Origin of the sequence: Candidatus Spyradosoma sp. SGI.093 (genome assembly GCF_050314555.1) — a bacterium.
Classification (GTDB): Bacteria; Verrucomicrobiota; Verrucomicrobiia; order Opitutales; family UBA953; genus Spyradosoma.
This window is the reverse complement of record NZ_JBNPNH010000002.1, coordinates 266,496-278,902: the sequence shown is the minus strand read 5'-3', so window position 1 is coordinate 278,902 and position 12,407 is coordinate 266,496. Positions and strand designations below refer to the sequence as shown.

The following is a 12,407-nucleotide window of genomic DNA, read 5'->3' as shown; positions in this document are numbered from 1 at the left end:
CTGTCATGAAATACATTTCCACTCGCGGGCTCGCGCCCATGGTTTCCTCGACTGAAGCGCTCCTCAACGGCATTGCGCCCGACGGCGGACTCTACGTTCCCGCCGAAATGCCGGGCGGCGACGCGCTCCCGGACTGGCTCGAACCCTCCGCCGGCTACGCGGGAACGATGCGCGGGATTCTCTCGCTCTTCTTCGACGACGTGCCCGAGAGCGTGCGCGAGGCCGCGGTCGCGCGCTCCGTCGCGCGTTTCGCCGAGCCCGAAAATCCCGTGCCGTTCCGCGCCGTCGGCGGAAACGTCGTCTTCATGGACCTGGCGGAAGGCCCGACGGCGGCGTTCAAGGACGTCGCGCTGACGATTCTGCCGACGCTGCTGCAGCACGCCGCGTCCGTCGCGGGGCTGAAGAAGGTCGCGATTCTCACGGCGACGAGCGGCGACACCGGCTCGGCGGCGATGCGCGGCTTCGCGGACGTCGCGGGAACGGAAGTGCTCGTGTTCTTCCCGAAGACGGGAACGTCCGAAATCCAGCGCCGGCAGATGGTCTGCTGCCCGGGCGCGAACGTGCACGCGTGCGCGATCGAGGGCAATTTCGACGACGCGCAGACCGCTGTCAAGGCCGTCTTCGCCGACGAGAAAATCCGCGCCGACGCCGCCGCGAAGAGCGTTTTCCTTTCCAGCGCGAACTCGATCAACATCGGCCGCCTGTTCCCGCAGATCTGCTACTACATCATGGCGTGGCGCGAGCTGCACGCCGCGGGAACGCTCGGCGCGGACGGCTTCGACGTCGTCGTGCCCACGGGCAATTTCGGCAACGTGCTCGCCGCGTTTTACGCGAAGAAGCTCGGCGCGCCGATCCGCCGCTTCGTCGTCGCCTCGAACGAAAACTGCGTCGTCGCGGACTTCATCCGCACGGGCGTGTACGACGTGCGGCGCACGTTCCGCGTCACCAATTCGCCGTCGATGGACATTCTCGTCTCGTCGAACATCGAGCGCTTCATCTTCGAGATTTCCGGGCGCGACGCCGCTTCGACGCGCGCGCGCATGGCGGCGCTGAAGGGCACGGGCGAATTTTCGCTCGGCGCGGACTGCGGCGCTCCCGCCGCCGCCGGCTTCGTTTCCGGGCACGCTTCGCCCGAGGAGACGGAGGCCGCGATCGCCGCGATCCGCCGCGAGACCGGCTACCTCGCCGACCCGCACACCGCGATCGGCTGGAAGGTGCTGCGCGATCTCGGCGGGCGCGGGAACGTTCCCGCCGTCGTCGCCGAAACCGCCGCGCCGTGGAAATTCCCCGCGACGATGCTGCGCGCGCTCACGGGAACGTGCGGCGCGGACGACTTCGCGAACCTCCGCGCGCTCGGCGAGCTCGTCGGCCGCGCGCCGCGTTTCGCCGAGCTGGAGAACGCGCCGGCGCTTCATGCGCTCGTCTGCGCCAAGGACCGCGTCGGCGAAACCGTCCGCGCCGTCTTCGGAATCTGAAGGAAGAAAGACGAGAGTTGAGGGCTTAGAAGTGAGAGAAGTGACTTGTAGCTGGTGACTCGTAACTGGTGATCAACAAGTTTTGCCTCGGCAAAACTCACAATGGTCCAGTCACCAGTTACAAGTCACCAGTTGCTTTCCTCTCAGCTCTCAACGCTCATCTCTAAGCTGTTTTCAACTCTTTTTGGCGAGGAGCCGGGAGGCGGCGGGAATGACGGCGAGCGAGAGGACGGTCGCCGAGATGAGCCCGCCGAACTGCACGATCGCGAGCGGGCCGAGCAGCTCGCCGCCGGGGCGGTCGATCGCGACGATCAGCGGCAGCAGGCCCAGCTCCGTCGTCAGCGACGTCATCACGATCGGCACGACGCGTTCCCGCGAGCCGACGCGGATCGCCTCGTCCGCGCTCATGCCGCTTTTGAAGAGTTCGCGGTAGCGGTTCAGCAGAATCAGCCCGGAGCGCACGCCGAAGCCGATCACCGTCACGAAGCCCACGATCGAGGCGACGGAGAGAATCGGCGCCTCGTACGCGCCGCCGCCGAACACGGACGCGAGCGTTCCCGGCGAGGCGACGAACACCGCGACGATTCCGCCGATGAGGCACAGCGGAATGTTCACGAGCGTCACCGCCGCGCTGCGCAGACTGCCGAGCGCCGTCGTCAGCAGAAACACGACGGCGACGAGAATCGCCGCGCCGAGCAGGTAGAGCCGCCGCGCCGCGGATTCGCGCGCCTGGATCGTTCCCGCGTATTCGACGGTGCAGCCGAGCTCGTGCATCGCCGGGTCGAGCTTTTCGCGGCACGCCTCGACGAGGTCGCCGAGGTTGGAGCCGGGCGCGGGATTGCAGGAAATCATCGCCTTGCGCATCGTGTCGTCGCGCAGAATGAGGTTGGTCACTTCCTCGCGCGAGACGTCGGCGGCGTCGCCGAGGCGCACGCTTCTGCCGTCCGCGCCGAGCAGTTCGAGGTCGCGCACGTCGTCCACGGACATGCGCAGCGCGGGATCGAGCCGCAGCACGACGTTCCAGCGGTCCTGGTTTTTGATGACTTCGCCGAGCCGCAGCCCGTTGAGCGCGGCGGAGACCTGTTCGGCGGACTCGGCGATCGTGAGCCCGAACGCGCCGAGAATCTCCTGGTCGTAGCGGATGCGCACCGTGTCCACCATGACTTCGCGGTTGGCGCGCGCGTCGGCGGCCTCGGGCATTTTTTCGAGAATCTCCTTCGCCTTGAGCGCGGCGGCGCGCAGCTGCGGGAGCTCGCTCCCGTAGATGTTGATCGCCATTTCGGAATTGGAGCCGGAAAGCGCGGCGGAAATGCGGTGCGCGAGCGGGTAGCCGATCATCGTGCTCGTGCCGGGAATGCCCTCGATCGCGTCGCGGATCGCCTCGCGGATTTTTTTCTGATCCTTCTTCAGATCGACGCGCACGAGCAGTTCCGACGCGGAGACGGGCTCGGCGTGCTCGTCGTTTTCGGCGCGCCCCGTGCGCTGCGCGACGGAAAGCACGCCGTCGATTTTTCCGACGCGCTCGGCGCAGCCGCGTGCGATGCGCTCCGTTTCTTCGAGCGACGTTCCCGGCACGGCGTTCACGAAGACGGTGTAGCAGTCTTCGTTGAAGGGCGGGAGAAAGCTCGCGCCGAACGTTCCCGCGAGCCAGAGCGCGCCCGCCGTCAGCGCGAGCGTTCCCGCGACGACGAGCTTCGCGCGGCGCATGCAGAAGTTCAGCACGGGCTCGTAAAGGCGGTGAATCTGCCGCACGGAAAAGCTCTCGCGCGGCGGCGTTCCCGCGTCCGCGGCGTGGGCGCCGTTCTTCTTCGCGCGGAACGCGAGCGAGCACAGCACGGGAACGACCGTCACCGCGACGGCGAGCGACATCGCGAACGCGAGCATGAACGAAACGCCCAGCGGGCGGAAGAACTGCCCCTCGAGCCCCGACAGGAAAAGCACCGGCGTGAACACGAGCAGAATGATCGCCGAGGAATAGCCGATCGAGCCGAGGATTTCGCCCTTCGCCGCCATGAGCACCTCGTATTTCGTGCGCCGCTTTTCGGGCGGGAGCGCGGCGTTCTCCGAAAGCCGCCGCCACGCGATTTCGACGAAGATGATCGCGTTGTCCACGACGTCGCCGACCGCGACCGCGAGCCCGCCCAGCGTCATGATGTTCACCGCGAGCCCGAACGCCGGGAACAGCAGCATCGCGAACAGAATCGAAAGCGGCATCGCCGCGAGCGTGACGAGCGCCGTGCGCACGTTCAGCAGCGTGAGGAAAATCACGAGCATGACGACGACGCCCGCCGTGATCAGCGTCTCCGCGCCGTTCGCGAGCGACATTTCGATGAAGTCCGACTGGCGGTAGGCGTTCGCGTGCAGGCGCATGCCCGCGGGCAGCCGGCTCGCGGAAAATTCCGCGACCGCCTTGTCCACGGCGCGCGTGAGCTCCTGCGTGTTCGCGCCGGGCGTCTTCTGCACGGAAAGCACGACCGCGTCCGTGCCCATGAATCCGGCGTTCCCGCGGCGCGGCGCGCCGTCGATGCGCACGTCGGCGAGGTCCTCGATCTTCGCCGTTCCCGACGGATGCGCGGGAACGAGCGAACGTCGCAGCTGCTCGAGCGTCTCCACGCGCGAATCCTGCTGAATCGGCAGCTCCGTTCCCGCGACTTCCTCGAGGTAGCCGGCGGGCGCCGTGGAGCCCGCGGACTCGACCGCCGCGCGCAGGTCGTCGAGCGAAATCTTCGCCTGGCGCAGACGCGCGGGATCGTAAACGACCTGATACTCCGGCAGGCGGCCGCCGAGCACCGTGACCTGGCCGACGCCGGGAATCGCGAGCAGGCGGTTGCGCAGACGGTATTCCGCGAGCTGGCGCATGTCGAGCAGCAGCCGCGCGCGCTCGGCGTCGGTGAGGTTTTTTGAAAATTCCTCGTCGGGCGTGAGCGCAATGAGCATGATTTCGCCCGTCACGGAAACGATGGGCGCGAGCTCCGGCGAGACGTTCTGCGGGAGCGAGGCGCGCACGCTCGAAAGGCGCTCCGTCACGATCTGCCGCGCGAGGTAGATGTCCGTGTCCCAGTCGAAATCGACCCAGACGAACGAAAGCCCGCCGCCGGAGGAGGAGCGCACGCGCTTCACGCCCGCCGTGCCGTTCATCGCGGATTCGACGGGAATCGTCACGTAGCGCTCGACCTCTTCGGCGGTGAGCCCGCTCGCCTCGGTTTGGATCGTGACGCGCGGCACCTTCAGCTCCGGGAACACGTCCACGGGAATGTCTTTGACGACGAAAAAGGAAACCGCCGCGAGCAGCGCCGTGAGCATCAGCACCGTGAGGCGTTTCCGCAGGCAGAATGAAATGATTGCGTTCATTTTTGTGCGTAAATTTTTATCGGATACGTTTTTTCGGGAACCGACGAGAGACGAAGGCTCGACTTCCCTCTCATCCCTCACCTCTCATCTCTCATCTTCCCTCGTCAGTGCTCGCCTTCGTGGAATTTTCCGTCGGCGTGGAAGTGCCCGGCGGCCTTCTTCGCCGCGTTCCCGTCCGCGGGAAGCACGTATTTCAGCTCGTAGCCGCCCTTGACGACGACGGTCTCGCCCGCGCGCACGCCCTTCACGGGAGTCACGCCGCGGCGCGCCGGACGCGTCTTCACCTTGCGCGCGAAGAACGCGTTTTCGTCGTGCGGGTCGCGCACGAAGACGACGTCGTCCACGCCGACCTTGACGACGGCGCTGCTCGGCACGGGAACGAAGCCCTCGTCCGCCTCGTCGCGGCGGAAGACTTCGAGCCGCGCGACTTGCCCCGGGAACACGCCCTCGGGCAGATTTTCCGGAACGAAATAAATCGTGCGCGCCTGCGTCGCCTCGTCGATCTGCGCGGAGACGCGCAGCGTGCCCGCGAGGCGCAGCGTCTCGCCGCCGACGGACACCGCGAGCCGCGCCTGCGTTCCCGCGAACGCGTCCGCGCCGAACGCCGAGCCCTTGAACTCGAGCGCGCGCGACGAGACGAGCGTGAGCGCGCCCGCGCCGCGTTCGCCCCAGGCGCCTTCGCTGAGGTCGAGCGACTGAATCCGCCCCGCGAACGGCGAGGAGACGATCAGCCTGCCGTCGCGCAGCTCCGCGCCGTCCGTCGCCGCGAGCCAGAGTCCGCGGGAACGCTCGGCGGCGGCGGCGAGCACGGGGATTTCCGCGCGCAGAAACGCGGCTTCGCTTTCGAGCGCGCCGTTTTTCGTGCCGATTTTCGCGAGGCGTTCGAGGCGCGCCTCGAGCGCGGCGAGGTTCGAGCGCGCGCGGGAAAGGTCCGCTTCCGCCTGCGCGAGGTCGCTGCGCATCGCGATCAGCTCCGGCGAGGAAAGCGAGTAGAGCGGCGTTCCCGGCTCGACGTTCTGGCCGGGCGTCACGAAAAAGCGCACGCGGCCGGCGGCGGGCAGGGCGGCGGTCTTCACCGCGTCGGCGGGAACGCGCATCTGCCCGTAGTAGGAGCGCGCCGCGCTCGCGGACGCGTCGGAAACCGTCTCGAAGCGCATCGCGACGGACTGCCGCGCGCGCGGCGAAATCTCGACGCGCGTTCCCGCGTCTTCGGCTTCGTCGTGCGCGTCGTGGTCGTGCTCATGCTCGTGGTCGGCTTCGTGCTCGCCTTCGTCGTGGTCGCCGTGGGCGTGCGTTTCGTGCGCGCCGTGGGCGCAGTTCGCGTCGTGCGCGTGTTCCGCCGCGTTCGCGAAAACGGCGAGCGTTCCCGCGAGCGCGAGCGTGATGAAAAATTTTTTGCTCATGGAAAAAGTGGGTTTGGTGACAATTCAGGTGGCAAGTGACAGGTGAAAAGTGACAGGAGAAAGTTTAAGAGCTGAAGAGCTTAAAAGTTGAAAAGAGGAATTTCTTTTTAAGCTTTTAGACTTTTAAGCTTTTAAGCTGTTCATCCAGTCACTTGTCACTTTTCGAGCGCCTTCCCGATTCCGGCGGAAAAGCCTTCGGCGGTGCGGGCGGAAATCTCCAGATGCGCTTCCGTGACGCGGAGCGAAAAGGCTTCCGTCGCCGAGGCGTCGTCCGCGGCGAAGATCACGGAATTGTCGTTGCGCGAGCCGTGCGGACGCAGGCCTTCCGCCTTGAGCGCGAGACCGAAGCGCGTCTTCGCTTCGGCGCAGAACTCGAGCGCGGCGGCGCGGGCGTCGGCGTTCCCGCGTTCGTAGAACACGCGCGTCGTTTCGTGCAGCGGGAACGCGGGAGCGCCGGATTCCGTCGCGGCGACGGAAAAGACCGCCGCGGGCGCATCCGCGGGAACGCTTGAACAGGCGGACGCGAGCGTCGCGACCGCGATTGAAAGAATGAGGAAGAATTTTTTGTTCATGATTTTTCTATGTTCGTTTTTTTGTGTAAGGGGGTTGTGTTTACGAGGTGGCTGGTAACTGGTAACTTGTGACTGGAGCAGTGAAGCGCTTCGCGCTGTTTATTGTTTAAGGTTTATTTTTCTAAACAACCATAAACAGCTCCGAAGGAGCTACCAGTTACCAGTTACTAGCTCCTAGTCTCCATTTACTTTCTCCGCGCTTTCAGCGCTTCGATTCTGATCCGCGCCTTCAGAAAATCGCCGAGCGCGTCGCAGTAGGCGAGCGAGGCGGTGAAATTCTGTGCGGCGGCTTCGGAAAGCGCGGTCGGGAGCGTTTCCCCGGCGTCGATTTCCGCGTAGATCTTTTCCGTGCGGCGCAGAAAATCGCGGGAACGCGTCTCCTGCGCGCGGCAGTGGTTTTCCGCGATTTCCTGCTCGGCCTCGAGGCGGCGCAGCAGGTGAAACTGATCCTGCCACAGCGCGAGCGTCTCGATGCGCACGACCTCGCGCTTGCCCTCCGCCTCCGCGACGCCGAGGCGGTTGCGGTTCCACAGCGGGAGCGTGAAGCCGACGCCGAGCGTGAACGAATCCGCGAACTCGTCGTTCCCGTCGAGCTCGTAGCTCGGCGAGAGCGAGAGCTCCGGATACTGCCGGCGGATTTCCGTCTTCAGCGCGGTTTCGCTCGCGGAGTAGCGGGCGAGGGCGGCGCGGACGCGCGGGAGCTCGGCGAGCTCTTCCGGCGTCGGCGAAGGCGCGGCGGCGGGAACGCCCGCGGGCAGCGCGGCGTCGAGCTTCAGCGCGCGAGCGACGGTCGGCGCCAGGCCGAGCTGCGCGGCGATGCGGGAACGCACGTCCACGAAGCGCGCGTCGAGGTCGCGCTTTTCCAGCTCGGCGGCGTTGACGCGGTCGTTTTCCTTCTGCAGTTCGGCGGCGGTGACTTCGCCGGCGTCGAAAAGGCGTTCCAGACGCGCGCGTTCCTCGCGGGCGTTGAGCAGGTAAAGCCCGGCGACGCGCAGTTTCGCCTCGACGACGGCGCAGTCCGTCCACATCTCGGCGAGCCCGGCGGCGAAATCGAGTTCCGCCTGGACGAGCGTCCAGTAGTCCGCTTCGGCGTAGCGCTCGGCGGCCTCCTCGGCGAGCGCGGGAAGGCCCGTCACCGGAATCGTCAGCGACGCGCCCGGCGTGTACGCCCACGGCTGCGCGCTCGTGTTCAGCACGCGCTTGACGGAGAACGAGACCGCGGGATCTTCCCACCAGCCGGAGGCGTCGCGCACGGCGCGGCTCTTGGCGAGGCTCGCGCGAGCGCGGTTCAGTTCGGGATTGAGCGCGAGCCCGATCAGCTTCGCGTCGGCGAACGTGAGTTCCGTGCGCTCCCGCGCGACGGCGTCGGAGAGTTCCCGCCACGCGACGGCTTCGCGCCCGAGGTCGATCGGGCGCTCCTCGTAGCTCGCGCACGCCGACAGCATCAGCGCGGGCAGGCAGAGGACGTAAAATTTTTTTCTCATGATTCGTTTCGTTTTTTTTGAAGGGGGAAATTTTCTTTTTTCGGGAAAGCGGGAAGGCGAGCCGAGGCGGAACTTCCGCGGATTTCCTTTTCGTGAAAAAAGAAGGGGATGCACGGAAAGCGGCGCGGGAACGCCCTTTCCGTCGGAAAAATGCGCGCGCCGCGGGCTACGCCAGTAGCGGGAGCACGCCCGCGCGGTTCGGCGCGCGGAGCAGGGCGAGAAGCGCGTCGTCCCCGGGCGGGAACGCCGACGGAACCGCGCGCGCGTGGAGCGCGGCGGCGTCGAAAAGCGCAAAGAAGAATTCGGCGAAGAAAAACGCGTCCGGCGCGGGAACGCCGTTCGGGCACGCGGCGGCGGCGAGGTCGTCGTCGAGCGCGACGGTCAGCGGTTCGTGCGGCGCGCGGAAATCGCCGCCGGCGTCCGCGTCGTGCGCGCAGGGCGTTCCCGCGCGGCGGTCGGCGTGCGCCGTTTCCCGCGTTTCCGCGCACGCGGCGTTCCCGACGAAGGAGATTTCTCCGTCGGCGAAGCACGCGGTCGTCGTCGCCGTGTTGCCGACGAGCGTCAGCAGCAGGGCGAAGCACAGAAATATGTCGCGGAAAATGCGCATGGAACGTCAGGCGAAGCGCTTCGCGCCGTTTATTGTTGAAGGTTTATGGTTGAGAGAAATAAACGCTGAACGATAAACCATAAACAGCTCCGCAGGAGCTTTCTTCCGGCGATTTCGGGTATCTCTGGAAAGTCTCATACTGCGGGACCCTCAGTGCGTTTTCTTCAGCAGGGCGATGAGCTCGTCGAGCTGGCTCATGTCCTTGTTCGCGACGGATTCGCGGATGCAGCTGGAAAGGTGGTCGTTGAGCACTTCCGTCCACGCGCCGCGCAGGGCGCCCGAGACGGAGGCGATGAGGCGCAGGATCTCGACGCATTCGCGGTCGTCCTCGATCATCTGCTGCAGCGCGCGCGTCTGCCCCTCGATGCGGCGCAGGCGCGAGACGAGCTTTTTCTTCATCTCCGGGGTGCGGCAGTGCGAATGTCCGTTCTTGTTCATCGTCTGCATATAGGGCTACCCCCTATCCCTCCCCGCGTCAAGCCGTTTTTCCCGCGCGGCGCGGCGGAGTGATTTTTTTGTTTTCGTATTCGGGGAATCGTCCTAAAATGCGGGCTTCATTCGGCAACACCTTTTTTGAAAAACATCCGAAAAAATCATGAAAGCTCTCGTTAAGAAAGAAGCGAAACCCGGACTCTGGCTGATGGACGTTCCCGAGCCCGAATGCGGCCCGGACGACGTGCTGATCCGCATCAAGAAAACCGCCATCTGCGGCACCGACGTGCACATCTACAAGTGGGACGAGTGGTCGCAGAAGACGATTCCCGTGCCGATGGTCGTCGGCCACGAGTACGTCGGTCACATCGAAAAGATCGGCGAAAACATCAGGCATCTCAAGGTCGGGCAGCGCGTTTCCGGCGAAGGTCACATCGTGTGCGGCTACTGCCGCAACTGCCGCGCGGGACGCCGCCACCTCTGCCCGAACACGAAGGGCGTCGGCGTGAACCGCCCGGGCGCGTTCGCGGAACTGCTTTCGTTGCCGGCGAAGAACGTCGTTCCCGTGCCCGACGACATTCCGGACGACATCGTCTCGATTCTCGACCCGCTCGGCAACGCGGCGCACACGGCGCTTTCGTTCAACCTCGTCGGCGAAGACGTGCTCATCACCGGCGCGGGACCGATCGGCATCATGGCGATCGCGCTCGCCAAGGCCGCGGGAGCGCGCTACGTCGTCATCACGGACGTGAACGACACGCGTCTCGCGCTCGCCAAGAAGATGGGCCCGACGCTCGCCGTGAACACGATGACCACCTCGCTCCACGACGTGATGAAGCAGCTCGGCATGACGGAAGGCTTCGACGTGGGTCTGGAAATGTCCGGCAACGTGCACGCGCTCAACGGCATGCTCGACGTGATGTCGTGCGGCGGCCGCATCGCGCAGCTCGGGATTCCTCCCGGAAACGCGGCGATCGACATGAGCAAGCTCATCTTCAAGGGCCTCACGATGAAGGGCATCTACGGCCGCGAAATGTTCGAAACGTGGTACAAGATGATGGCGCTGATTCAGGCGGGCATGGACGTTTCGCCGATCATCACGCACCATCTGCCCTACACGGAGTTCGACGCCGGCTTCAAGGCGATGCTCGACGGCACCGCGGGCAAGGTCATTCTCGACTGGAGCAAGATTTGAGAGAAAGCTTAAATTTAAGGCTTAAAGCTTAAAGACGGGGCCCGAAATCCGAAGGCGCGCTTTCGGATTCCGGGCCCCGAAAATTTGAACCGGACGCGCTCGTTTCTTTTTTTTGTTTCCCCGATGAAATTCACCCCCTGCCGGCGTTCCCGCGACGAAACACCCTGCGAATGGCTGATCGAGCCGCTGCGTTCCCGCGCGGACTTTTCCGTGCGGCGCACGTTCGGCTGCTGGTCGTTCTACCTCGGCGACAAAAACGTTCTGCTCTACGTTCCCGCGAAGGACGAAGACGGCGAAGGCCTGCTGATTCCGACCTCGCCGGAATTTCACGCTTTGCTCGTCGCGGAATTTCCCTCGCTCGCGCCGCATTACCTTCTGAAAAAATGGCTCTGCCTCGGCGCCTCCGCGGACGACTACGAGGCGACCGCCGAAAAGCTCGTGCGCCTCATCCTGCGCGGCGACCCGCGCCTCGGCGTCCCCGGCTCGATCCGCTCGCGTTCCCGCGCCCGCAGGAAAAACTCCGCGGGCGCGCCGGGACGCTGTTTTAGCTGAAATAAACGCTTGATTTGTGCGGAAGGATTTCAAAGAAGCCAAAGAAGCGGCAGGAATACCTTCGCCCTCAAGTGTCCGCATGAAATGCGGAACAAAAATAACCCCATGCGGCGACGCCGCTTGGGGCGTGTCCGCGCAAAAAACACGCGCTTGAAAAGCGCAACTGCCCTGCGGGAACGTCGTGTCGGGAAAACGTCGAACGCATCGGACGGTTGCGCCTTTCAGGCGCGTCGCAGGTGCGGGTTTTTCCCCAAGCGCGCGCTTCGTCGCGCGCATGGGGTTACGCTTGTTGCGCCCCGTCGGGGCGCGGAAAAAGCTTAAAGGGGAGTTTGTGCGGACGGATTTCGAGGAAGCGGCAAGTAAGAGAAGCGTGAAGCCACGCCCCCCCCCTATAAAACTTTCCTTAACTTCCTTTGACTTTGCGGTTTTCAGAAAAGCTTAAAGAGGAGTTTTTGCGGGGAAGGATTTCGAGGGCAAGCGGGACGCTCGCCCTCCTTTCCGTTCCCGTTCGTGTTCGGAGACGTCCGCGTCTCCGCCGCGGCGCTCAGGGCTGTTCGCAGGGTTCGGGGAGCTCGATGATTTCGGCGGAACGCGCGCGGTTGTAGATCGTGATGACCGCGACCGAGACGGGAACGCTCGGTCGGCGCGGGCCGGCGCTGCCCGGATTCACGCGGAGAATGCCGCCGAAAAGCTCCACGCGCGGCAGGTGCGTGTGTCCGGAGACGATGATGTTCACGCCTGCGGGCATGCCGTCGAACGCGTCCACGTGCCCGTGGTGCAGAAATATTTCCGCGCGCCCGATCTTCACGACGTCGAAGAGCGGCAGCTTGCGGCATTTCGGCGTGAAGTCGGAATTGCCGCGCACGGCGGAGACGGGCGCGAGGCGCGAGAGTTCGGCGAGCACGTCGTCGGAACAGACGTCGCCGGCGTGCAGAATGTGATCGACCGACGAGAACACGTCGAAGACTTCCGGACGCAGAAATCCGTGCGTGTCGGAGATGACGCCGATCTTCAGCGGGGAACCGAAATTTTTCATCATGGGGAAAAGCGTTTTTGGGTTTGCGGGAAAAGGGAAACGGGCGCGCGCGCGGCGGGAACGTCAGACGTCGTCGGAGACGTCCTCGGGAAGCTCGTCGTCCGCGTCGGAGAGGGATTCCGTCTCGGCGGCGTCTTCGCGGAAGGAATAGACTTTGCCGGGACGGCGCAGCACGGAGAACTCGGCGCGGAAGCGTTCGCGGACGAACGCGACCACTTCGGCGGGAACCCGCGCGAGCGCCTGTTCGAGGGTGATGCCGATTTTCGCGGGCGCGGGCGCGTCGTCGAGCTCGGGGAAATC

General features: G+C 65.0%; 11 protein-coding genes. 3 read left to right on the top strand and 8 right to left on the bottom strand.

What is annotated here, in order from left to right; all coding sequences use genetic code 11:
- The first annotated feature begins 5 nt into the window (after window positions 1-5).
- Complete coding sequence (gene thrC / locus ACQREB_RS03270; RefSeq protein ID WP_427765242.1) at window positions 6-1,475, top strand: threonine synthase; 1,470 nt, start codon at window positions 6-8, stop codon at window positions 1,473-1,475.
- A 174-nt stretch (window positions 1,476-1,649) separates the two neighbouring features.
- Here thrC and ACQREB_RS03265 read toward each other — a convergent pair whose 3' ends face one another.
- The 6 genes from ACQREB_RS03265 to ACQREB_RS03240 form a co-directional block, all read right to left on the bottom strand.
- Complete coding sequence (locus ACQREB_RS03265; RefSeq protein WP_427765240.1) at window positions 1,650-4,826, bottom strand: efflux RND transporter permease subunit; 3,177 nt, start codon at window positions 4,824-4,826, stop codon at window positions 1,650-1,652.
- A 104-nt stretch (window positions 4,827-4,930) separates the two neighbouring features.
- Entirely contained in the window at window positions 4,931-6,229 is a 1,299-nt protein-coding gene (locus ACQREB_RS03260) for an efflux RND transporter periplasmic adaptor subunit (RefSeq protein WP_427765238.1), read from the bottom strand.
- A 155-nt stretch (window positions 6,230-6,384) separates the two neighbouring features.
- Window positions 6,385-6,801 (bottom strand): hypothetical protein, encoded by a 417-nt coding sequence (locus ACQREB_RS03255; RefSeq protein WP_427765235.1) that lies wholly within the window; start codon window positions 6,799-6,801, stop codon window positions 6,385-6,387.
- A 185-nt stretch (window positions 6,802-6,986) separates the two neighbouring features.
- Window positions 6,987-8,285, bottom strand: coding sequence for a TolC family protein (locus ACQREB_RS03250; RefSeq protein WP_427765233.1), 1,299 nt, complete (start codon window positions 8,283-8,285; stop codon window positions 6,987-6,989).
- Between the two features lie 166 nt (window positions 8,286-8,451).
- Window positions 8,452-8,892 (bottom strand): hypothetical protein, encoded by a 441-nt coding sequence (locus ACQREB_RS03245; RefSeq protein ID WP_427765231.1) that lies wholly within the window; start codon window positions 8,890-8,892, stop codon window positions 8,452-8,454.
- A gap of 150 nt (window positions 8,893-9,042) precedes the next feature.
- Window positions 9,043-9,330 (bottom strand): metal-sensitive transcriptional regulator, encoded by a 288-nt coding sequence (locus tag ACQREB_RS03240; protein WP_427765228.1) that lies wholly within the window; start codon window positions 9,328-9,330, stop codon window positions 9,043-9,045.
- A 157-nt stretch (window positions 9,331-9,487) separates the two neighbouring features.
- On the opposite strand from ACQREB_RS03240, the gene tdh reads away from it, so the two are divergent.
- Both tdh and ACQREB_RS03230 read left to right on the top strand, forming a co-directional pair.
- Window positions 9,488-10,519 (top strand): L-threonine 3-dehydrogenase, encoded by a 1,032-nt coding sequence (tdh, locus tag ACQREB_RS03235; protein ID WP_427765226.1) that lies wholly within the window; start codon window positions 9,488-9,490, stop codon window positions 10,517-10,519.
- Between the two features lie 123 nt (window positions 10,520-10,642).
- Window positions 10,643-11,071, top strand: a complete 429-nt coding sequence (locus ACQREB_RS03230; protein WP_427765224.1) for a hypothetical protein — start codon at window positions 10,643-10,645, stop codon at window positions 11,069-11,071.
- 544 nt (window positions 11,072-11,615) lie between these two features.
- Here the strand turns inward: ACQREB_RS03230 and ACQREB_RS03225 are convergent.
- Window positions 11,616-12,110 (bottom strand): metallophosphoesterase family protein, encoded by a 495-nt coding sequence (locus tag ACQREB_RS03225; RefSeq protein WP_427765222.1) that lies wholly within the window; start codon window positions 12,108-12,110, stop codon window positions 11,616-11,618.
- A 60-nt stretch (window positions 12,111-12,170) separates the two neighbouring features.
- On the bottom strand, window positions 12,171-12,323 hold the full coding sequence (locus tag ACQREB_RS03220) for a hypothetical protein (RefSeq protein ID WP_427765220.1): 153 nt from the start codon (window positions 12,321-12,323) through the stop codon (window positions 12,171-12,173).
- Window positions 12,324-12,407: the final 84 nt, after the last annotated feature.